This is a genomic window from Siminovitchia jepli, assembly GCF_047228825.1.
In the GTDB taxonomy this organism is placed as follows: domain Bacteria; phylum Bacillota; class Bacilli; order Bacillales; family Bacillaceae_C; genus Siminovitchia.
The window spans coordinates 1-22,194 of the sequence record NZ_JBFEGN010000035.1; the positions used below are offsets into that span (position 1 = coordinate 1).

The window sequence follows — 22,194 nt, forward strand, 5'->3', positions numbered from 1 at the left end:
AGCTCTTCAGCGCCGATGGTAGTGAGGGGTTTCCCCTTGCGAGAGCAGGACGTTGCCGGGCAAACAAAAACATAGAGTTTTTATGCTCTATGTTTTTTTGTTGTTAAAGAAACCATAAAATTCCATACCTTAGAATTCAAGTGATATTGTAAGATTTAATCAAATCCAGCTACCCACCTCTAACGTCTAAGTATAGACACTTTCCCATAAGATTTTTTACAATATTTATTTAAGATAATTCCATGTGAATTCCGTTTAGAATCGATTATAATTGTGAAAAGGTTTATAAAAGGGGGAGTGGGGATATGCTGGAAAGCGGCTTGATCATGGCAGCAATTATATTGGTTATTAATATAGTTTATGTATCTTTCTTTACGATCCGCATGATCCTGACTTTAAAAGGATACCGTTATTTGGCCGCCGGAATTAGTGTCATTGAAATACTCGTTTATGTGGTCGGCCTTGGCTTGGTGCTTGATAACCTGAACAATATTCAAAATTTAATTGCATACGCCGCAGGATATGGAATCGGGATTATTGTTGGCTCAAAAATTGAAGAAAAACTGGCACTTGGATACATAACAGTCAATGTCATTACAAAAGAATATGATCGGGACTTGCCAAAGCAGCTGCGTGAACAGGGCTATGGCGTAACGAGCTGGGCGGCACATGGACTCGAGGGGGACAGAATGGCACTGCAAGTACTGACACCGAGGAAGTATGAACTTAAATTGTACCAGCAAATTAAAGAGCTGGATCCAAAAGCGTTTATTATTGCTTATGAGCCAAAGACCATTCACGGCGGATTTTGGGTAAAAGCTGTCAAGAAAGGAAAATTGGAGAAGTGACGAAACAAAAGAAAAAGTTCTTTGTGGGGGAAAACGAGACGATTCACGAATGTTTGGCCCGAATGGAACGGGAAGGATTCAGGCCGGTACGGCGACTGGAACAACCGGTCTTTATTGAAGAAAAAACAAATGGGAAAACTGAATATAAGCCCATTTTGAAAAAAATTATTTTTGAAGGGGAAAAGATGCCCTAAATCCGAACATTACTCAAAAACATTTTCCTATTGTTCGATTATTGATTGACATCCGTTCTCCCGATTGTTAAGATAAATGTGTAATAAGCCTCGTATATCATGGGAATAAGGCCCATAAGTTTCTACCCAATTACCGTAAATAATTGGACTATGAGGAAAGTGGAATTTGGGAAGCATTTGAGATGCTTTTTTCAAATGCATGAGGAACTCCCGGATCAACTGCTTTCTATTCTGGAAAAGTAGTGATCCGGTCTTTTTATTTTATAGAATGGACGGAGGGGTTTGATCGTATGAAAGCCGAAGTCGGAATTATCATGGGCAGTACTTCCGATTGGGAAACAATGAAGCATGCCTGCGATATTTTGGATGAATTGGAAATACCGTATGAAAAGAAGGTTGTTTCTGCGCATCGGACACCCGATTTCATGTTTGAGTATGCGGAAACTGCGAAAGAACGCGGTTTGAAGGTGATTATTGCCGGTGCGGGCGGAGCGGCCCATTTACCGGGGATGGTTGCAGCCAAAACGGTTCTTCCGGTCATTGGCGTTCCGGTAGAATCAAAAGCTTTAAAAGGGCTGGATTCCTTGTTGTCCATTGTTCAAATGCCCGGAGGAGTGCCGGTGGCAACCGTTGCCATAGGAAAAGCCGGAGCAACGAATGCGGGCCTATTGGCAGCCCAGATGCTTGGAAATGTGAATGATAATATTTACGAAAAATTGATAAATAGAAGGAACGCATTAAAAGAAAAAGTAATGGAAAGCAGTGATGAGCTTGTCTAAGGCATTCATTGAACCGGGAAAAACGATCGGCATTATCGGCGGAGGACAACTCGGCCGGATGATGGCTTTGTCTGCAAAAGCGGCGGGATTCCGCATTGCTGTCGTAGAGCCGTCGAAAAATTCACCTACAGGACAAGTGGCTGATACCGAAATTGTCGCCTCCTATGATGACCGGAAAGCCCTGGAAAAACTGGCCTCCATCAGTGATGTCATCACGTATGAGTTTGAAAATGTCGACTATGAAGCCCTGAAATGGCTCACAGAAAAGGCTTATGTTCCGCAAGGAGCAGAGATGATCAAAATAACACAAGACCGGATCCTGGAGAAACAAGCATTGACCGAGGCGGGTGTGGATGTCGCTCCATATGCAGTGATCGAAACGGAAGAAGATTTGTATAAGGAGCTCCGCAACATTGGTTTTCCTTCTGTTTTAAAAACATCACGCGGCGGCTACGACGGAAAAGGCCAGTATGTACTCCGCACGGAAGAAGATATTGCAACTGCAGCCGCTTTGCTAAAAAACGGCCGATGCGTGCTTGAGTCATGGATTCCGTTTGCCAAAGAAATTTCGATCGTCATTACAAAGAGTGCAAATGGTGACATTGAATTTTTTCCGATAGGGGAAAATGTTCATGTGAACAACATTTTACACGAAACGATTGTACCGGCAAGAATTTCGGAAGCGGTGAGACAACAGGCAGCCGTTCTTGCTAAAAAAATTGCCACACAGCTTGAGCTTGTCGGAACGCTTGCGATTGAAATGTTTTTAACGAAAAATGAGAAGCTATACGTAAATGAACTGGCCCCCCGTCCGCACAATTCCGGCCATTATACAATCGAAGCGTGCAATATATCGCAGTTTGGCCAGCACATTCGTGCCGTTTGCGGGTGGCCGTTGTTAAAGCCGCGGCTTTTGGAACAGGCTGTCATGATCAACATCCTCGGGCAGCATGTGGAAGGCGTAGTCAAGCAAATTCCGAAGCAGCCTCATTGGCATGTTCATTTTTACGGAAAAGCAGAAGCAAAAATGAACCGGAAAATGGGGCATATCACGGTGCTTTCCGATGATTTGGACCGTACGCTGGCGGATTTTGAAAACAGCGGCATTTGGAAAAATGGATGACGGAAAAAGAGAGGTACTGCAAATATGATTGAACGTTACACAAGGCCCGAAATGGGAGCGGTATGGAAAGAGGAGAACCGCTATAAGGCTTGGCTGGAAGTGGAAATACTTGCATGTGAAGCATGGGCCGAGCTTGGGGAAATTCCCGGGGAAGACGTGAAAAAAATTCGGGAGAATGCTTCATTTGATGTCACTCGAATCAAAGAAATTGAGGAAGAAACAAGACATGATGTCGTTGCTTTTACAAGGGCTGTTTCGGAAACGTTGGGCGAAGAACGGAAATGGATCCACTACGGCTTAACATCGACGGATGTGGTGGATACAGCCCTTTCCTATTTGTTAAAACAGGCGAACGCTATTATTTTAAAAGACTTGGAAAAGGTCATTTCCATTATCAGGGAAAAAGCGATTGAGCATAAAGATACCGTCATGATGGGGCGGACGCACGGGGTGCATGCCGAGCCGACAACGTTTGGTTTAAAACTCGCTTTATGGCACGAGGAAATGAAGCGCCATCTTGAAAGGTTTAAAGCTGCAGCACGGGGAGTCGAGTTTGGCAAAATTTCAGGAGCCGTCGGCACATACGCCAACATCGACCCTTTTGTCGAGCAGTACGTTTGTGAAAAGTTGGGCCTTCAGCCTGCGCCGATTTCCACGCAAACATTGCAGCGTGACAGGCACGCCCATTACATGAGCGTCCTTGCTTTGATCGCCACATCCATTGAAAAATTTGCCGTTGAAATTCGCGGTCTGCAAAAAAGCGAAACGCGTGAAGTGGAAGAATTTTTCGCAAAGGGACAAAAAGGATCGTCCGCCATGCCGCATAAACGGAATCCGATCGCTTCCGAAAATATGACGGGAATGGCAAGGGTCATACGCGGTTACATGCTGACAGCGTATGAAAATGTACCGCTCTGGCATGAACGCGATATTTCCCATTCTTCTGCGGAAAGAATCATTTTGCCGGATGCGACGATTGCCCTCAACTATATGTTAAACAGATTCGCCAATGTCGTGAAAAACTTGACGGTGTTCCCGGAAAACATGAAGAGGAATATGGAGAAAACACTCGGTTTGATTTTTTCCCAGCAAGTGCTGCTTGCGTTAATTGAAAAAGGGCTTTCCCGCGAAGAAGCGTACGACACCGTCCAGCCAAAAGCAATGGAAGCATGGGAGAAACAAGTCTCGTTTAAAGAGTTGATCGCCGATGATGAGAAGGTGCAAAAACTGCTTTCTCCAGAGGAAATAGAAGCTTGCTTTGATCCCCAATATCATCTGAAGCATGTAGACGCCATTTTTGAAAAACTGGACTTACGCCAGTGAAAGGAGAAGTGAAAAGATGTATAAAGTGAAGATATTCGTAACGCTAAAGGAAAGTGTCATTGATCCTGCAGGGGCTGCTGCCATGAAGGAATTAAAGAGGTCGGAATTTCCGGAAGTGGAAAACTTGCGCATTGGCAAATATATGGAAGTGACAATGGCGAAAACCGATAAAAACGCAGAAGAAGCTGTACATGATATGTGCCGCAGCTTGCTCGTCAATACGGAAGTGGAAGACTACCGGTTTGAAATCGAGGAGGTTGTTGCAGAGTGAAAATAGCCATTGTCGTTTTTCCCGGCACAACCTGTGAGGCAGACACTTACAAAGCATTGGAACAAGTGACGGGTGTGAAAGCTGATTATGTCTCCCGCGATCAGAATGACCTTGATGCTTATGACGTCATTCTCCTTCCGGGCGGCGCCGCGTATGGAGACGCCATCCGTCCCGGGGCAATTGCCAAAAGGCAGCCTGTCATGGGGGCAGTGAAGAAAGCGGCAGCAGCCGGAAAACCTGTATTTGGCATTGGAAATGGTTTCCAAATTTTGTTGGAAGCGGGTCTTCTTCCCGGCACGCTCGTGCAAAACGAAGGCTTGAAATTTGTTTGCAAGCAAGTTGAATTGCGTGTTCAAAACAATGATACGCTGTTTACTTCTTTGTATAAAAACGGAGAAAAAATAAAAATGCCGGTTGCCCATAAAGCGGGCAGATACTTTTGTGATGAAGATACCTTTAAAACATTGCGGGATAATCACCAAATTATCTTCACTTATGCATCTGAAAATCCGAACGGCAGCATGGGGGACATCGCCGGAATTACAAACGAACGCCGCAATGTCCTTGGCATGATGCCGCACCCGGAAAGGGCGATCGATACGCTATTGGGAAGCACGGACGGAGTCAAATTGTTTCAATCCATTGAAAGAAACTGGAGGGAATCACATGCCGCAAACGCTTGAGCCTAATCCGCAGCAGATAAAAGAAGAGAAAATCTACCGTGAAATGGGATTGACGGACGAAGAATTTGAGCGGGCGGAGAAAATGCTCGGGAGAACCCCGAATTATACGGAAACAGGACTTTTTTCCGTCATGTGGTCCGAACATTGCAGCTATAAAAGCTCCAAACCGATTTTAAAAAAATTCCCGACGGAAGGCAAGCAGGTTCTTCAAGGGCCGGGAGAAGGCGCCGGAATCGTTGACATTGGCGACAATCAGGCGGTTGTATTTAAAATTGAAAGCCACAACTCTCCTTCAGCCATTGAACCGTACGAGGGTGCCGCAACGGGTGTGGGAGGCATCGTGCGTGATGTCTTTTCCATGGGAGCCCGTCCGATTGCGGCGATGAATTCATTGCGCTTTGGCGAATTAAGTTCTCCAAGAGTCCGTTATTTGCTCGAGCAGGCAGTAGCCGGGATCGCAGATTACGGCAACGCATTGGGTGTTCCGACAGTTGGCGGTGAAATCCAATTTGATCCATCCTACGAGAGCAACCCGCTCGTCAATGCGATGGTCGTCGGCTTGCTGAATCATGAAGACATGCAAAAAGGGCAGGCAAAGGGTGTGGGCAACACTGTCATGTATGTCGGCTCAAAAACGGGGCGTGACGGCATCCACGGAGCAACGTTCTCCTCTGCGGAATTGTCGGAAGCGGAAGATGAAGAGCGGGCTGCCGTCCAGGCCGGAGATCCTTTTACTGAAAAATTGTTAATGGACGCCTGTTTGGAGCTCGTTCATTCCGATGCACTGATCGGCATTCAGGATATGGGTGCAGCCGGGCTGACCAGTTCCTCTGCCGAAATGGCCAGCAAAGCAGGCTATGGCGTTGAAATGGACTTGGATCTTGTTCCGCAGCGGGAAGCAAATATGACGCCTTATGAAATGATGCTGTCAGAGTCCCAGGAACGGATGCTGATCGTTATCAAAAAAGGCCGCGAGCAAGAGATTATTGACCTATTTGCCAAATACGACCTTGAAGCAGTTGCCATTGGACGTGTTACGGATGATAAGATGCTTCGCCTTTTCCATAAAGGAGAAGTTGTAGCAGAAGTTCCTGCCGATGCTTTGGCGGAAGATGCCCCGGTGTATCAGAAAAAAGCTGAGGAACCTGCCTACTACCGTGAATACCAGATAATGGAGCAGGATGCCATTCAGGTGGAAGACTATCAGGAAACACTGCTTAAGCTTTTGGAGCAGCCGACAATTGCGAGCAAGCAGTGGGTGTATGAACAATTCGACCACCAGGTGGGTTCGAATACGGTTGTTACTCCCGGCTCTGATGCAGCGGTTGTAAGAATACCGGGGAAAAATAAAGCGATCGCGATTACGACGGACTGCAATTCACGCTATATTTATTTGGATCCGGAAACAGGCGGAAAGATTGCTGTTGCCGAGGCGGCGAGGAATGTCGTATGTTCCGGCGCCGAACCGCTTGCCATTACGGACGGGTTGAACTTCGGAAGTCCGGATAAACCGGAAATTTTTTGGCAAATTGAAAAGTCTGCGGAAGGAATCAGTGCTGCTTGCCGTGCCCTGAATAGCCCGGTGATTGGCGGAAATGTTTCACTATACAACGAAAAAGGCGGAAAAGCCATCTATCCGACACCAATCATCGGTATGGTCGGCTTGATCCCCGATCTCAATCATGTTACGACACAATCTTTTAAGGCAGAAGGCGACGTCATCTACATGATTGGGGAAACAAAGCCGGAGTTTGGCGGAAGCGAACTGCAAAAGATGGTTCGCGGTGCCATTTCCGGAAGAGCCCCTGAGATTGATTTGGATATTGAAGCAAAAAGGCAGAAACAATTGCTTGAAGCCATCCGGAACGGACTGGTTGCTTCCGCCCATGACATTGCGGAAGGCGGAGCGGCCGTTGCGATTGCAGAATGCTTGTTTGGGACAGAGGGACTTGGAGCAGAAGTGACCCTGTCAGGTGATGAAACAGCAGCCTTATTCTCCGAAACACAATCACGTTTTATCGTTTCGGTGAAAAAAGGAAATCAGGGAGCATTCGAAAAGCTTGTTGAAGATGCAAAAGTTATTGGAGAAGTTACTGGCAACGAAGAGCTGGCCATTCAAAATGAGAACAAAGAACTTTTAATCAAATGCAACAGCAAAACATTGGAAGACGCTTGGAAAAAAGCGATTCCGCGTTTGCTGAATAAAGCTTAAATGAGGAATGCGGCGTGTTTGGAATATGGGGACATCCCGATGCAGCAAGATTGACCTATTACGGATTGCACAGTTTACAGCATAGAGGACAGGAAGGTGCCGGAATCGTCGTTACTGATGGCGAACGCATGCAAGGCATCAAAGGAGAAGGGCTGTTAAACGAAGTATTTGACGAGAAGAAGCTTGACAGCCTGAAAGGCTTCGGGGCGATTGGCCACGTGCGCTATGGAGGAAAAAAAGGGATTGAAAACATTCAGCCCCTTCTTTTCCACTCGTCAAGCGGAAGCCTTGCCCTTGCCCATAACGGAAACTTAATTAATGCGAACGATCTAAAACATCAATTGGAAATGCAGGGAAGCATTTTTCAAACAAATACGGACACGGAAGTCTTGGCTCATCTCGTTAAAAGAAGCGGCTACCTGGCCCTGAAGGATAAAGTAAAAAACGCGCTTTCGATGGTAAAAGGCGCCTACGCTTTTATTCTGATGACAGAAAAGGAGCTGATTATTGCCCAAGACCCGAACGGCCTCCGTCCGCTTTCCATCGGAAAACTCGGGGATGCATATTGTGTGGCGGCGGAAACGAACGCGTACGATCTAATCGGCGCCGAGTATATCCGTGACGTGGAACCGGGAGAACTGATTCTCATCAATAGCGAAGGGATTCATGAGGAACGATTCTCCCTGTCTGCAACACACGCCATGTGTACGATGGAATATGTTTATTTTTCCCGCCCGGACAGCGATATTGGCGGAATCAATATCCATACGGCCAGAAAAAATCTGGGGAAACAGCTGGCACTTGAAGCGAACGTCGAAGGGGATGTCGTCACGGGCGTACCGGATTCCAGCATCTCGGCTGCAATCGGGTTTGCGGAAACCGCCGGAATTCCTTATGAGCTGGGCCTGATTAAAAACCGGTATGTCGGAAGAACATTTATCAAACCGACCCAGGAGCTTCGCGAGCAAGGGGTAAAAATGAAGCTTTCCCCCGTCCGGAAAGTTGTGGAAGGAAAACGGGTCATTATGGTGGATGACTCTATCGTCCGGGGGACGACAAGCAAGCGGATCGTCAGAATGCTGAAGGAAGCGGGGGCAAAGGAAGTCCATGTTTGCATCAGTTCCCCTCCGATGACAAACCCTTGTTTTTACGGCATTGACGTATCCACCCATGAGGAGCTTATTGCGGCGAACCATTCGGTGGAAGAAATCCGGGAAATCATCGGGGCAGATTCCCTCACATTCCTTAGTGTAGAAGGAATGCTGAAGGCAATTGGCCGAAGTGAAGGCTTGGGGAAAAACTGCGGGCAATGCATGGCCTGTTTTACCGGGGAATACCCTACGGAAATTTATCCGGATACCCCTTTGCCATATGATAAAGAGATGAAATAAGAAACGTTGCCGGGTGTCGTCGGAATTCAACAAATTTCGAGGAGTTTCGGGGAGTGACAGGCACCTGAAAAAAAGGAGGCAGTAATGATGGCGGATGCCTACCGAAAAGCGGGAGTGAACATAGAAGCCGGGTATCAAACGGTAGAAAAGATCAAGAAACACGTCAAGCGGACAGAAAGAATCGGCGTGATGGGCCAATTGGGCGGCTTTGGAGGTGCTTTCGATTTATCGCAATTAAATTTGAAAGAGCCTGTTCTTGTTTCAGGAACAGACGGTGTTGGAACGAAGCTGAAACTTGCCTTTATGATGGACCGGCACGACACGATCGGAATTGACTGCGTGGCCATGTGCGTAAACGATGTCGTTGTCCAAGGTGCCGAGCCGCTTTATTTTCTTGATTATATTGCATGCGGAAAAGCGGTGCCCGACAAGATTGAACAGATCGTCAGAGGCATTGCGGATGGCTGTGAAATGGCAGGCTGTGCCCTGATTGGCGGAGAAACGGCGGAAATGCCGGGATTATATGACGAAAATGAATATGACTTAGCCGGTTTTACCGTGGGCGCCTGTGAAAAATCCGCCTTGATAACAGGCGAGCTGATTGATGAAGGGGACGTGCTGATTGGATTGGCGTCAAACGGTATCCATAGCAACGGCTATTCTTTGGTGCGGAAAATTTTCTTTGAAGATAACCCATTTTCGATAGACGAAAAACTCCCTGAATTGGACGTTACTCTTGGAGAAGAACTGTTAAAACCGACAAGAATTTATGTAAAGCAAATCGTTGCAGCCCTGCTGCAATTTGAAATAAAAGGAATGGCCCATATTACGGGCGGGGGTTTTATCGAAAATATCCCGAGGATGCTTCCGGAAGGCATGGGAGCGGAAATAAACAATGGATCTTGGCCTATCTTGCCCATTTTTGCTGCGCTGGAAAAATACGGAGAGCTAAAGAAAGAAGAAATGTTCAACATCTTCAACATGGGAATCGGCCTCGTGGTGGCGGTTGATCAGGAAGATGCTGAAAAAGCGGTTCGCTTTTTTATGGAGCAGGGGGAAAAAGCGTACAAAATCGGCAAGGTGATTAAAGGAGAGGGCGTCCAGTTCAAGGATGCGGGGTTGTCAACGTGAAAAATATAGCCATATTTGCTTCCGGAAACGGGAGCAATTTTCAAGCGATCGTTGATGCTATTGAAGGTGGAAAACTTCATGCCAACCTGAAATTGCTAGTCTGCGACAAGCCGGGTGCTTTTGTGATCGAAAGGGCGAAAAAAGCGGATGTTCCCGTTTATTCATTCAATCCGAAACAGTTTGCATCCAAAACGGCATTTGAAGAGGCCATCTACGAACAATTGAAAAAGTGCGATGTGGATTACATCGTTTTGGCGGGCTACATGCGCTTGATCGGAGCTTTTTTGCTTGAAAAATATCCCGGAAGGATCATCAATATTCATCCATCGCTGCTGCCGGCATTTCCGGGAAAAGATGCAATCGCTCAAGCCGTGTCGGCAGGAGTGAAAGTAACAGGGGTAACCATTCATTTTGTCGATGAAGGAATGGATACGGGGCCCATTATCGCCCAGCGCGCCGTCGAAATCGCCGATGGAGAAACGGAAGAAGAAGTGGCTGAAAAAATACATGCGATTGAGCATGTATTTTACCCTGAAACGCTTGAAAATTTGTTAAATGAAAAATGTTGGAAGGTGCTGGAATCATGAAAAGAGCGCTGATCAGTGTCTCGGATAAGACAGGAATTGTTGAATTTGCAAAACAATTAGTGGATCTCGGGTATGACATTTTATCAACCGGCGGGACAAAACGCATTTTGGAAGAAAACCAATTGCCTGTAACGGGCGTTGCCGAAGTGACGGGATTCCCGGAAATTTTGGAAGGCAGGGTGAAAACACTCCACCCATTCATTCACGGAGGATTGCTTGCCAAAGGGAATGACGCTTCCCATATGAAGCAGTTGGCAGAACAGGGCATCCAAAGAATTGAGATCGTGTGCGTGAACCTGTATCCATTTCAAAAAACGATTGAAAAGCCTGACGCAACCCCCGAAGACGCCATCGAAAACATTGATATTGGCGGACCTGCAATGTTAAGGGCATCTGCCAAAAACCATGAAAGTGTGACAGTCATCGTTGATAGTGCCGACTACGAAGAAGTCATTTCGGAGCTTCGTAAAAACGGAGAAGTTCCGCTTGAGACGAAAAGAAGGCTTGCTGCAAAAGTGTTCCGCCATACGGCTTCTTATGATGCACTCATTGCCGAGTATATGACCGGGCTTGCCGGAGAGGAGCAGCCGGAACGGGTGACGTTTACATACGAGCTGAAGCAGCCCCTGAGATACGGTGAGAACCCTCACCAACAAGCTGCTTTTTATGTCCGTCCGCTTGGCTCCAAGTTCTCGATCGCGCATGCAAAGCAGCTTCACGGAAAGGAGCTTTCCTACAACAATATTCATGATGCCGATGCAGCGCTTCAAATAGTAAAAGAATTTGAAGAGCCTGCTGCTGTTGCGGTAAAACATATGAATCCATGCGGAGTCGGAATCGGGGAAAATGCGGCTGACGCTTTTGCAAAAGCTTTCGAGGCGGACCCCACTTCCATTTTCGGGGGTATTATTGCCTTTAACCGCGAAGTCGATGCGGATGCCGCAAACAAGCTGAAAGAAATATTCCTTGAAATCATTATTGCGCCATCCTTCACGGAAGAGGCCTTGGATATTTTAACCGCCAAGAAAAACATTCGGCTGTTGACGATTGATTTTCATGCGGCAAAAGTGAAAGAAAACATGTTAACTTCGATTGAAGGCGGGCTGCTCGTCCAGGATCAGGATGCATTTACGTTGGATGACGCCGAAATCACTGTCCCTACGAAGCGGGAGCCGACAGATGAAGAAATGACGGCATTAAAACTCGCTTGGAAAGTGGTGAAACACGTCAAATCCAATGCGATCGTTGTTGCGGATCAATCCATGACACTCGGGGTCGGCGCTGGTCAAATGAACCGTGTCGGAGCTGCAAAAATAGCACTCGAACAGGCAGGCGAGCGGGCAAAAGGAGCGGTCCTTGCTTCTGATGCATTTTTCCCGATGAGTGACACGGTAGAAGAGGCAGCGCGCGCCGGAATTACAGCGATTATTCAACCGGGCGGATCGATTCGGGATGAAGATTCCATTCAAATGGCCGACAAGCACGGAATCGCCATGGTCTTTACAGGTGTGCGCCATTTTAAACACTAATAACGATATTGGACGGTGAAGGGTAGTGAAGGTTTTAGTGGTTGGCGGCGGCGGCCGGGAACACGCTATTTGCAAAAAAATAAAGGAAAGCGAACGGGTGACGGACGTTTTTTGCGCTCCGGGAAATGCAGGAATTGCCGAAGATGCAACGGTTGTACCGATTCAAGAAACAGCCTTTGCCGATTTAATTGAGTTTGCCAAAAAAGAAAAGATTGACTTAACGGTCGTCGGTCCGGAAGTCCCTTTAAATGCCGGTATCGTGGACGAATTTGAAGCGGCGGGGTTGAAAATTTTTGGTCCGCGAAAGAACGCGGCCATCATCGAGGGCAGTAAGTCATTCGCAAAAGAGTTGATGAAAAAATATGATATCCCAACGGCTTCTTATGAAACGTTTCATTCGTATGAAGAAGCAAAGGCGTATGTCGATAAACAAGGCGCCCCGATTGTCATCAAAGCCGATGGATTGGCAGCCGGAAAAGGCGTCGTTGTTGCCATGACAGCTGAAGAAGCCAACACGGCGCTGAGAGAAATGCTTTTGGACGAAAAGTTCGGTGATTCTTCCGCAAGTGTCGTGATTGAGGAATTTTTGGAAGGCGAAGAATTTTCCCTCATGGCTTTCGTAAATGGGGAGAAAGTGTACCCAATGGTGATCGCCCAGGATCATAAGAGGGCTTTTGACGGGGATAAAGGCCCGAACACAGGAGGAATGGGTGCCTACACGCCTGTGCCACATATTCCGGATGCTGAAGTCGAACGGGCGGTCAATGAAATTGTAGTCCCTGCCGCCAAAGCGATGGCAAAGGAAGGCCGGCCCTTCACCGGAATTTTATATGCAGGGCTTATTTTAACGAAAAACGGACCGAAAACAATCGAATTCAACGCCCGTTTCGGCGATCCGGAAACTCAGGTTGTCCTGGAGCGGCTTGACAGTGACTTGGCGGCTATTATGCTGGATTTGCTTGACGGAAAAGAACCCGTCATCGAGTGGTTATCTGATGCGGTAATCGGGGTTGTTGTTGCTTCAAACGGCTATCCCGGCGATTACGAAAAAGGGCTGCCGATCCCTGATTTACACATGCTCGATCCGGGCATAAAAGCATTCCACGCCGGAACGGCAGCCGGAAAAGAACCGGGAACATATGTATCCAACGGCGGCAGGCTGTTATTGATTGCTGCCAAAGGGGCAGACATTCAAGATGCATACGCCAATGTTTACAAAGAAATGAAGAAGCTCGAAAGCGAGCATTTCTTTTACCGGAGCGACATTGGACATAAGGCGCTGTAAAAAAATAATCCCATCCAAGTGCGGGTGGGATTTTTGTATGCAAATGGAATATCCCGAGCAGTAAAGATGGATGTAGTCAAGGGCGGCATAAAATTAAAATAAAAAATAGTAGATATTGACAAAATATTTAATTGCAATTATTATAGATATATCGATCTGGGGGAAGGTCGAAAATATCATATCACATCAAGGTTTACAGGTAAGTTATTATGGTAAGGCAGTAAGCCGTGGCGTTGGGGATCGCCTAGCCCTGCAACATTGCGGGGTTCCCCACAACATCAATGACTAATGAGATTTAGTCATTTTTTTTATATACAAAACAGGTAATAAGTACTATAAATACATAAATCAGGTGATAATGGTGAGGTATAAAATAGGGTTGGATATCGGGATATCTTCAGTAGGGTGGGCTGTAATTAATTTGGATAAGAAACGAATTGAAGACCTAGGAACGAGAATGTTTGATGCAGCGGAAAATCCTAAAAACGGATCATCACTTGCAACACCGAGGCGCGAAGCCAGATCGATGAGAAGAAGGTTGAGGAGACGCCGCTACCGTGTCAGCCGTGTTCGCAAATTCCTTATTCAATCGGGCCTGTTATCCGAAGTGGAAGCCGAGCAGCTGTTTGACTGGCAAGATGGCGACTTGGACATTTGGTTAATAAGAGTAAATGCATTGGAAAGGAAGCTGACGGACCGAGAATTTGCCAGGGTTTTAATCCATTATGCAAAAAATAGGGGATTTAAGTCCAATCGTAAAAGCGAGACAAAAGAAGGTGAAGGCGGAGCTTTATTAAAAGCAGTCAGAGCAAATGCTATATTAATGGAAGAAAAAGGTTATCGTACTGTTGCTGAAATGCTTGTTTTGGATGAAAAATTCAATGGCCTGAAACGAAATAAGGGTGGAGATTATTCTCACGTTTTGGCAAGGAGCGAAATTGAAAAAGAAATAAGAGAGGTATTCAAGCAGCAGCGTGCATTTGGACATATCTTTGCAACAACGGAAAATGAAGAAGCATACATCAATATTTGGAGCTCCCAACGGCCGTTTTCTACACAAGAGGATATTGCCAAAAGAATTGGAAGCTGTACATTCGAGGAAAATGAAAAACGTGCCCCTAAGTTTTCCTACACTTTTGAGAAATTCCGAGCGTTGGATAAAATCAACCGTCTGAGGATTATTTCTGATAGAAACCCACAGAGGGCACTTTCCAAAGAGGAACGAAACAATGTTTTGGAAAGTATAATGAACAAAAAAGAAATGAAGTATAAGGATCTTCGAAAAATACTGCAATTAGAAGATGACGAGCGTTTCAATGAACTATTTTATGATCCGGGCGAGACGAACGAAAAGAACGAAAACAGGAAATTTATCTCACTTGACGGGTATTACGAAATAAAAAAGATTATTAAAGAAGTGGAAGGCAAGACGTTGGCAGAGTCATACCGGCCAATTGACTATGATACAATTGCCTATGCTGTTACAGTCTATAAAGATGATAATGATACCCGCGATTATCTGCTAAATGATTTTGTGACCAATGATGGGAAGCGAATTAGAAACATGGCAAATAGAACGTACAGTAGTGAGCTTATCGATGAGCTGTTAAATCTGTCATTTTCCAAATTCGGGCATCTATCATTGAAAGCGCTGAATAAAATCATTCCTCATTTGGAAGAAGGGCTTCTTTATCATGAAGCATGTGATAAGGCGGGTTATAATTTTAACCAGAAAGTAGGGAAAGAAAAACAGAAACTGCTGCCGGTTATCCCTGCAAATGATATTGCAAATCCGGTTGTCATCCGCTCTCTATCCCAGACTCGGAAGGTATTGAATGCGATTATTAAACGATACGGTTCCCCATCGGAAATCTATATAGAGATGGCAAGGGAAATGGGAAGGCATTATAACGAAAGACGGGAAATTGAAAAGCAATATAACAAGAACCGTACAATTAATGAAAAGGCCAAAAGCCGTATTCAGGAGCTTCATCCGGAAATTGGTGATCCTCGGGGTCATGATATTTTGAAGTATAAGTTATGGGAAGAACAAGATGGCCGCTGCCCTTATTCATTAAAATCCATTCCAATTGAGCGTTTGTTTGATTATGGATTTGCAGAAGTCGATCACATTATCCCCTACAGCCGCAGCTTTGATGACAGCAATGCCAATAAAGTATTGGTTTTGGCAAAAGAGAATCAAAACAAGCAAAACAGGACGCCATATGAATGGTTTGGAAGTGATACAGTTAGATGGGATCAGTTCATATCTTATGTGAATTCCTTAAAGGTACGGAAAAAGAAAAAAGATCTGTTGTTAAAACAGAACTTCGATGATGAACAGGCAGAGCAGTTCAAGTCGAGGCATTTGAATGATACGCGATACATTACCAGATTTTTAAAAGGCTTTATTGAAGATAATTTGCAGTTCCGGGAAGAAAAAGGCCGGAAACAGTATGTGTTCACGGTGAATGGGGCATATACGTCGTTGATGAGAAAGAGATGGGGATTCAACAAAAATCGTGAAGAAAATGACCTGCATCATGCATTGGATGCAGTACTTGTCGCAGTAAGTCTTTCTTTCAGGCATCGTGTGAGCAATTATTTCAAGCATAGTGAACTGCATGCTTCCCAACTCCTTAAGCGAAAAAGAGAGCGTTTTCCGGAGCCTTGGGAAGGTTTTACAAAAGAAGTTGAAGCCAGAATGCTGCAAAATCCTGAAACTCTTAAACTGGGATTGGAAAGCTTATCCCTGGACAGCTATGATGAAGATTTTATAAACAGAATCAAACCCATTTTTGTTTCCAGAATGCCGAAGAGATCTGTTAAGGGACAAATTCATGAGGAATCCATCAGAAGACATCGGGGCTTTACGGAAAAAGGCTTGAACCTTTTGGTGAAAAAATATCCGTTGCAAGACATTAAGTTTGATAAAAACGGAGATTTTCCGATGTATGGAAAAGAATCTGATCCTAAAACATATCAGGCAATTAAAGAAAGATTTTTGAAATACGGGGATGCAAAGAAAGCATTCAGCACACCTTTATATAAGCCATCGAAGAATCCAGAGAAAGCACCGATTATCCGGAGTGTTAAATTAGAAACCACTGCTAACCAGGTGTTTTATTTGGATGATAAAACAGTTGCAGACAACGCAAGCATTGCACGGACTGAAGTTTTCAGGCATAAGGAGAGCGGCAAATATTATTTGGCTCCTGTGTATGTCAGTGATGTGTTGGCGAATAGAGTGCCCGAGAAGTTTATTACTGCTTTAAAGCCGTATAGCGAGTGGGATGAAATAACATCAGATTATGAATTTTTATTTAATTTATATCCAAATGATGTAATAAAAATAAAAATGCCCAGGGAGAAAAAATCAAAGTTAAATACTGGCGCGACTGTGTCTTGGTCAGAAGGCATATTTTATTATAAGGGTGTCCATACAGGAACTGCTCAAATAAATATCACAGACCATATGAATAGTTTTAAAGATGCGATTGGTTCCAAAGGATTACTCACATTTGAAAAATATCAAACAGATCCATTAGGTAATCTCACAAAAGTCCACAAGGAAAAGCGTCATGGCGTATAGGCATATTGTAATTAGAAATCCAGCAAAGCTCTCGACATCGCATGAACAGTTAGTTATAAAACAGGATGAATCTATCAAAATCCCTTTGGAGGACATTGTGACGATTACGCTTGAAGACCCTGCCATTACAATTACAAATGGTCTCTTAAGCAAATGTACAGAGTATCATATTGAGCTGATTGTCTGTGATCGAAAACGAATGCCAAGTGGAATTGTACAGCCATTCCACCGGCATTCAAGACAAAAACAAGCATTGGATATGCAACTCTTGCTAGGAAGGCCATTCAAAAAGAGGATATGGCAAAAAATTGTTATCAGAAAGCTTGAAAATCAAGCACGCTGCCTTGAATTGGTCCATAAAGGTGAAGAGGCGCAAAAGCTATATTTAATCAGCCGAAGTGTTGAATCCGGCGACCGAACAAATAGAGAGGCGTATGGCGCAAAGCTTTACTTTGAAACGCTGTTTGGTCCAAGGTTTCAAAGAAGGGAAGAAAATATATATAATATCTCATTAAATTACGGTTATAGCATCATTCGCTCTCTTGTAGCCCGAGCACTTGTCAGGTATGGGTTTACTCCCAGTATTGGAATTTTTCACGACAGCCAGACAAATGCATTTAATTTGGCTGATGATTTCATGGAAGTGTTGCGCCCATTTGTTGATGTGGTCATAGTTAATAATGTAAAAGAAGATTTAGAATGGTCTCCAGATATTAGGAAGAAATTATTTGAAGTGTTGGAAATTGAAGCGAAATGGAAAAACGAAAGGCTGAATGTAACCCATGGAGTGGACAATATGATCAAGAGTTTTGTATCTGCATGCCGGCAGCAGGACGCTAACTTATTGATCCTTCCGGAATTAACTAATTTAACTGTTCATACTTATGAGTAGATACATGAGGATTATCGTTTTCTTTGATTTGCCGGTAGTACTTCCGAAGGAAAGAAAAGCCTACTCTCGTTTCCGTAAGTTTTTATTAAATGATGGATATACAATGCTTCAATATTCAGTATACACAAGAATTTGCAATGGAGAGGATGCAGTCCGCAAACATGTGAAGAGACTGCAGGAGAATCTCCCACCTGTTAATGGTGCCATACGAGCATTGAAAATAACGGAAAAACAATTCGCAAATATGGAGATTTTATTGGGTACAACTACACCCGAAGAAGAACTCGGTGTTAAAAAAGTAGATTTCTTTTAAAAGTACTTGCAATTTATTTTGCAGGTATTTTTTTTCGGTTATTTCTATAAAAAATAAAAGAAAGCGGATAAATCCCAGGGTTAAATCCTTCATTTTTGGAAATGCAAAACCCTTGAAACGGGGAGAAATCAAGGGTTTTACGGTCATGTATCATATCACATCAAGGTTTACAGGGGAATTATGGCAATGATGAATCACACGCAAAACATAAGCAAATCATATCACATCAAGGTTTACAGGGGAATTATGGCCTCGCAACTTAACTATCAAAATCAAGGCAAATCATATCACATCAAGGTTTACAGGGGAATTATGGCTGAGCCATTTAATAACCCTCCCGTTTTTTTATCATATCACATCAAGGTTTACAGGGGAATTATGGCAACCAAAACGGTGATAGTATAACAATCAGAATCATATCACATCAAGGTTTACAGGGGAATTATGGCTTAATTGCTGAAGATATGACTGTTTTGATTATCATATCACATCAAGGTTTACAGGGGAATTATGGCTTTAAAACCTTCATTTGTAGATTGACCCGTATCATATCACATCAAGGTTTACAGGGGAATTATGGCGCCACTTTTGTTCCGATTGCTTCGATGTTTATCATATCACATCAAGGTTTACAGGGGAATTATGGCTTTTTCATACTTCTTGATTAAAGCCATTTCATCATATCACATCAAGGTTTACAGGGGAATTATGGCATAATCCCGGATAAAGCCAAGCGTCGTGATATCATATCACATCAAGGTTTACAGGGGAATTATGGCTTTGAAAGATTGGGGGTGTGGATAGGTGTGATCATATCACATCAAGGTTTACAGGGGAATTATGGCACAAATCTTCTTCGGAATAGATAGCGTCCTATCATATCACATCAAGGTTTACAGGGGAATTATGGCCGCTGGTACGTTCTAATGAACTGGCGGAAGATCATATCACATCAAGGTTTACAGGGGAATTATGGCATAATTGTGTATAATAAAAATAACATAAATATCATATCACATCAAGGTTTACAGGGGAATTATGGCTCTACTAACGCAATAATTCAAGGTTCGGCGATCATATCACATCAAGGTTTACAGGGGAATTATGGCCCAATTCGTGTATCTAAGTCATTGAGAAGGATCATATCACATCAAGGTTTACAGGGGAATTATGGCTACCATCGTGTTTATGTCGTCGGGCGATAGATCATATCACATCAAGGTTTACAGGGGAATTATGGCCTTAAACATTCCCTTATCATTTAAAAACTTATCATATCACATCAAGGTTTACAGGGGAATTATGGCAACTTCTGTACCTTCATTGCCACTTTCAAGATCATATCACATCAAGGTTTACAGGGGAATTATGGCATAGTCCGACTCAGCTATCCGAAAAGTTTTATCATATCACATCAAGGTTTACAGGGGAATTATGGCTCGGGATTAAATTCATCCGGTTCTTCATCATCATATCACATCAAGGTTTACAGGGGAATTATGGCTTAAATCGAGGCACATTGCCGGTCAATCGCATCATATCACATCAAGGTTTACAGGGGAATTATGGCGGAAAGGTTGGTAGTATTATAGTTAATAGAATCATATCACATCAAGGTTTACAGGGGAATTATGGCTTTTACGATTTCAGTACTTTCGGTTTCTGCATCATATCACATCAAGGTTTACAGGGGAATTATGGCGGAAGAACAGTTGAAGAAGCAATGCAAGCAATCATATCACATCAAGTTTACAGGGGAATTATGGCTCTTAGAAACGTCTATCCACTCGAATAATTATCATATCACATCAAGGTTTACAGGGGAATTATGGCCCGTTCTCGTCAATTTCGACGCCTGTCTTAATCATATCACATCAAGGTTTACAGGGGAATTATGGCCTATGCCATGCTGCTTTGCCAATTTGGCCCATCATATCACATCAAGGTTTACAGGGGAATTATGGCAGGAGGAAGACACTAATAAAAAGCGATTGGATCATATCACATCAAGGTTTACAGGGGAATTATGGCCTGTAAGGTGGATGATTTATATGAGAGAAAATCATATCACATCAAGGTTTACAGGGGAATTATGGCAAAGGATGGAGGACACCTAAAGAAATATGGATCATATCACATCAAGGTTTACAGGGGAATTATGGCTCATACTTTAAATTGCTGTCAAATTGCTCAATCATATCACATCAAGGTTTACAGGGGAATTATGGCGTGCGGAAGGTTATTGGGTATATACACCTAATCATATCACATCAAGGTTTACAGGGGAATTATGGCCAAGAATAAAGATGAAGTAACAAACAAATAATCATATCACATCAAGGTTTACAGGGGAATTATGGCTGCTTTTGCAAAAACAAGGTGTAAATGAAGATCATATCACATCAAGGTTTACAGGGGAATTATGGCTTTGGTGCAACACTAACAGTCGGCCTGCCTATCATATCACATCAAGGTTTACAGGGGAATTATGGCTAAGTCTTTGAAACCAACAGATAATGGTTTATCATATCACATCAAGGTTTACAGGGGAATTATGGCAGTAAGAAGCCGCCATAAATGTGGGTGAGTATCATATCACATCAAGGTTTACAGGGGAATTATGGAGAAGGCATACCTCTAAGAAATGACTAAACTAATTGATCCTCTTAACTTCTCTAATCCCTACGCTCATTATATCATTTATTACACTCCCCCCCCATTATCTTTATGTTAAACAATTATATCGAAGACCAATAAACTTGCTAAAACTGTCGAAAAACCGTTCAGCCTGCGCACATTTTAATGATAAAATGGAACTAAATATCGGACCATGAGAAAGGGATAATATGGAAAAAGAATTAAAGTACAGCTCTACCATCAAGTCACGGCCGTTTTTGTATAAGGAAACCAAAATGCTGGCAGAGCTGCATTTGAAAGGGCTGAATGAACTTGAATTGAAAGAACAGATCATTCAGCGAAATATTTTCCAAGTAAAGACGGAAGCCCGCAAAAGAGAAATTGCTTCAGCCATCAAGACGCGTTTAAAAGTACTGGACGATTACCTTATAGAAAAACTTATAACTGCTGACATACATACAAGCAAGCTGATCGTACTGTATGCTATTCTTAAAACGGACAGGCTGTTTTATGAATTTATGCACGAGGTATTTAGCGAGAAAATTGCAAGGCGCGATTTGCTGCTGAAAGACCGCGATTTTCACCATTTTTTTGAAGCGAAGCGCCAGCAGAGCGCAACGGTTGCTCAATGGAAGGAGTATACCTTTTATAAGTTAAAGCAGGTTTATGTACGGATTTTATACGAAGCGGGATTGATAAAAAATCAGAAGAGGGACCGGGAAGTTAGCATACCCATGATGAATCCAGAGGTATTTGATTACATAAAAGATTCCGATGGTAACGGGTTCATCAAGGTTCTCACAGGAGGACAAGGATAGCATGAAGACGATAAGAGAACGGTTGGATGAAATTCTGCCGAAAATAACAAATCCTTCTTTCCGGAAAAATAAGGGATTGGGTAATGAAATCGGCTATCACATATTTGATTATGAACCCGAATATGAAATGCTTGTTAGGGAGCATGTCGCTTTTTTGAAAGAACATGTAAATAACAGCCACTCAAACCAACGAATTATTGAGTTCGACCTTTATGAAGTCGTTCTTGAAATATTGGACAGCAAAGGCTATCTGGAGAAAAACTTTCAAATGGAACAGAAGAAAGGAAGCCAATTTGTCCTAAACGCGACACGGAAATCACTAAGGCTCACACTTGATAATGACTTGGTTATCAAATACATAGCCAACCGTGTAGAGGAAAATGACATCATATTTATTACAGGAATTGGAAAGGCCTTTCCGATTATCCGCTCCCATGTCATTTTGAACAATTTATATAAGGCGGTCGACCAAAATCCGGTTGTATTGTTTTTCCCAGGCCGTTACAATGGGCAAGACCTGCAATTATTCGGTGAGATAAAGGATGACAACTATTATCGCGCGTTCCAGCTTGTAGATTATTAGGGG

The 22,194-nt window shown here is 43.8% G+C and carries 18 protein-coding genes, 2 CRISPR repeat arrays and 1 riboswitch; all 18 genes read left to right on the forward strand.

Translation table 11 applies throughout. The features are described 5' to 3' along the window. The first annotated feature begins 305 nt into the window (after positions 1-305). The 18 genes from AB1L08_RS12445 (at position 306) to AB1L08_RS12530 (ending at position 22,191) form a co-directional block, all read left to right on the forward strand. Positions 306-848 (forward strand): DUF2179 domain-containing protein, encoded by a 543-nt coding sequence (locus tag AB1L08_RS12445; RefSeq protein WP_413064984.1) that lies wholly within the window; start codon positions 306-308, stop codon positions 846-848. Continuing rightward, positions 845-1,042 carry an NETI motif-containing protein gene (locus tag AB1L08_RS12450; protein WP_413064985.1) on the forward strand — a complete coding sequence of 66 codons (198 nt, stop codon included), beginning with the start codon at positions 845-847 and terminating at the stop codon, positions 1,040-1,042. The genes AB1L08_RS12445 and AB1L08_RS12450 overlap by 4 nt, the downstream gene beginning before the upstream one ends. Positions 1,043-1,112: 70 nt before the next feature. Further along, a riboswitch (purine riboswitch) is annotated at positions 1,113-1,213 on the forward strand. 119 nt (positions 1,214-1,332) lie between these two features. After that, positions 1,333-1,821, forward strand: coding sequence for a 5-(carboxyamino)imidazole ribonucleotide mutase (purE, locus tag AB1L08_RS12455; protein WP_413064986.1), 489 nt, complete (start codon positions 1,333-1,335; stop codon positions 1,819-1,821). Further along, positions 1,808-2,944, forward strand: coding sequence for a 5-(carboxyamino)imidazole ribonucleotide synthase (gene purK, locus AB1L08_RS12460; protein WP_413064987.1), 1,137 nt, complete (start codon positions 1,808-1,810; stop codon positions 2,942-2,944). Before purE ends, purK begins: the two co-directional genes overlap by 14 nt. A 24-nt stretch (positions 2,945-2,968) precedes the next feature. Continuing rightward, positions 2,969-4,267 (forward strand): adenylosuccinate lyase, encoded by a 1,299-nt coding sequence (purB, locus tag AB1L08_RS12465; protein WP_413064988.1) that lies wholly within the window; start codon positions 2,969-2,971, stop codon positions 4,265-4,267. Positions 4,268-4,283: 16 nt separating this feature from the next. Next, complete coding sequence (purS, locus tag AB1L08_RS12470) at positions 4,284-4,538, forward strand: phosphoribosylformylglycinamidine synthase subunit PurS (RefSeq protein ID WP_413064989.1); 255 nt, start codon at positions 4,284-4,286, stop codon at positions 4,536-4,538. Continuing rightward, positions 4,535-5,221 (forward strand): phosphoribosylformylglycinamidine synthase subunit PurQ, encoded by a 687-nt coding sequence (purQ, locus tag AB1L08_RS12475; RefSeq protein ID WP_413064990.1) that lies wholly within the window; start codon positions 4,535-4,537, stop codon positions 5,219-5,221. Before purS ends, purQ begins: the two co-directional genes overlap by 4 nt. After that, complete coding sequence (gene purL / locus AB1L08_RS12480; protein ID WP_413064991.1) at positions 5,205-7,433, forward strand: phosphoribosylformylglycinamidine synthase subunit PurL; 2,229 nt, start codon at positions 5,205-5,207, stop codon at positions 7,431-7,433. Before purQ ends, purL begins: the two co-directional genes overlap by 17 nt. A gap of 14 nt (positions 7,434-7,447) precedes the next feature. After that, the gene (gene purF, locus AB1L08_RS12485) at positions 7,448-8,824 is read left to right on the forward strand and encodes an amidophosphoribosyltransferase (protein ID WP_413064992.1); all 1,377 of its coding nucleotides are present in this window, start codon (positions 7,448-7,450) and stop codon (positions 8,822-8,824) included. A gap of 87 nt (positions 8,825-8,911) precedes the next feature. Continuing rightward, complete coding sequence (purM, locus tag AB1L08_RS12490) at positions 8,912-9,955, forward strand: phosphoribosylformylglycinamidine cyclo-ligase (RefSeq protein WP_413064993.1); 1,044 nt, start codon at positions 8,912-8,914, stop codon at positions 9,953-9,955. Beyond that, complete coding sequence (gene purN / locus AB1L08_RS12495; protein WP_413064994.1) at positions 9,952-10,542, forward strand: phosphoribosylglycinamide formyltransferase; 591 nt, start codon at positions 9,952-9,954, stop codon at positions 10,540-10,542. Before purM ends, purN begins: the two co-directional genes overlap by 4 nt. Then, the gene (purH, locus tag AB1L08_RS12500; RefSeq protein WP_413065008.1) at positions 10,536-12,071 is read left to right on the forward strand and encodes a bifunctional phosphoribosylaminoimidazolecarboxamide formyltransferase/IMP cyclohydrolase; all 1,536 of its coding nucleotides are present in this window, start codon (positions 10,536-10,538) and stop codon (positions 12,069-12,071) included. The genes purN and purH overlap by 7 nt, the downstream gene beginning before the upstream one ends. Before the next feature lie 25 nt (positions 12,072-12,096). After that, positions 12,097-13,356, forward strand: a complete 1,260-nt coding sequence (gene purD / locus AB1L08_RS12505) for a phosphoribosylamine--glycine ligase (protein WP_413064995.1) — start codon at positions 12,097-12,099, stop codon at positions 13,354-13,356. Positions 13,357-13,717: 361 nt separating this feature from the next. Beyond that, the gene (gene cas9 / locus AB1L08_RS12510) at positions 13,718-16,948 is read left to right on the forward strand and encodes a type II CRISPR RNA-guided endonuclease Cas9 (protein ID WP_413064996.1); all 3,231 of its coding nucleotides are present in this window, start codon (positions 13,718-13,720) and stop codon (positions 16,946-16,948) included. Further along, positions 16,938-17,840 (forward strand): type II CRISPR-associated endonuclease Cas1, encoded by a 903-nt coding sequence (gene cas1, locus AB1L08_RS12515; protein WP_413064997.1) that lies wholly within the window; start codon positions 16,938-16,940, stop codon positions 17,838-17,840. Before cas9 ends, cas1 begins: the two co-directional genes overlap by 11 nt. Before the next feature lie 4 nt (positions 17,841-17,844). Continuing rightward, a complete protein-coding gene (cas2, locus tag AB1L08_RS12520; protein WP_413064998.1) occupies positions 17,845-18,153 on the forward strand; it encodes a CRISPR-associated endonuclease Cas2 in 309 nt (102 codons plus the stop codon). A gap of 149 nt (positions 18,154-18,302) precedes the next feature. Then, positions 18,303-19,856: direct repeats of the CRISPR family, unit length 36 nt; unit sequence ATCATATCACATCAAGGTTTACAGGGGAATTATGGC. A gap of 94 nt (positions 19,857-19,950) precedes the next feature. Beyond that, positions 19,951-20,778: direct repeats of the CRISPR family, unit length 36 nt; unit sequence ATCATATCACATCAAGGTTTACAGGGGAATTATGGC. Positions 20,779-20,999: 221 nt separating this feature from the next. Beyond that, positions 21,000-21,608, forward strand: coding sequence for a DUF1819 family protein (locus tag AB1L08_RS12525; protein WP_413064999.1), 609 nt, complete (start codon positions 21,000-21,002; stop codon positions 21,606-21,608). A 1-nt stretch (position 21,609) separates the two neighbouring features. Beyond that, on the forward strand, positions 21,610-22,191 hold the full coding sequence (locus tag AB1L08_RS12530) for a DUF1788 domain-containing protein (protein ID WP_413065000.1): 582 nt from the start codon (positions 21,610-21,612) through the stop codon (positions 22,189-22,191). Positions 22,192-22,194: the final 3 nt, after the last annotated feature.

Bases quoted from the DNA above. Each gene is read 5' to 3' on its own strand.
- AB1L08_RS12445 (WP_413064984.1), top strand. From the start codon at position 306: ATGCTGGAAAGCGGCTTGATCATGGCAGCAATTATATTGGTTATTAAT.
- purE (WP_413064986.1), top strand. From the start codon at position 1,333: ATGAAAGCCGAAGTCGGAATTATCATGGGCAGTACTTCCGATTGGGAA.
- purK (WP_413064987.1), top strand. From the start codon at position 1,808: ATGAGCTTGTCTAAGGCATTCATTGAACCGGGAAAAACGATCGGCATT.
- purB (WP_413064988.1), top strand. From the start codon at position 2,969: ATGATTGAACGTTACACAAGGCCCGAAATGGGAGCGGTATGGAAAGAG.
- purS (WP_413064989.1), top strand. From the start codon at position 4,284: ATGTATAAAGTGAAGATATTCGTAACGCTAAAGGAAAGTGTCATTGAT.
- purL (WP_413064991.1), top strand. From the start codon at position 5,205: ATGCCGCAAACGCTTGAGCCTAATCCGCAGCAGATAAAAGAAGAGAAA.
- purM (WP_413064993.1), top strand. From the start codon at position 8,912: ATGGCGGATGCCTACCGAAAAGCGGGAGTGAACATAGAAGCCGGGTAT.
- cas1 (WP_413064997.1), top strand. From the start codon at position 16,938: ATGGCGTATAGGCATATTGTAATTAGAAATCCAGCAAAGCTCTCGACA.
- cas2 (WP_413064998.1), top strand. From the start codon at position 17,845: ATGAGGATTATCGTTTTCTTTGATTTGCCGGTAGTACTTCCGAAGGAA.
- AB1L08_RS12525 (WP_413064999.1), top strand. From the start codon at position 21,000: ATGGAAAAAGAATTAAAGTACAGCTCTACCATCAAGTCACGGCCGTTT.
- AB1L08_RS12530 (WP_413065000.1), top strand. From the start codon at position 21,610: ATGAAGACGATAAGAGAACGGTTGGATGAAATTCTGCCGAAAATAACA.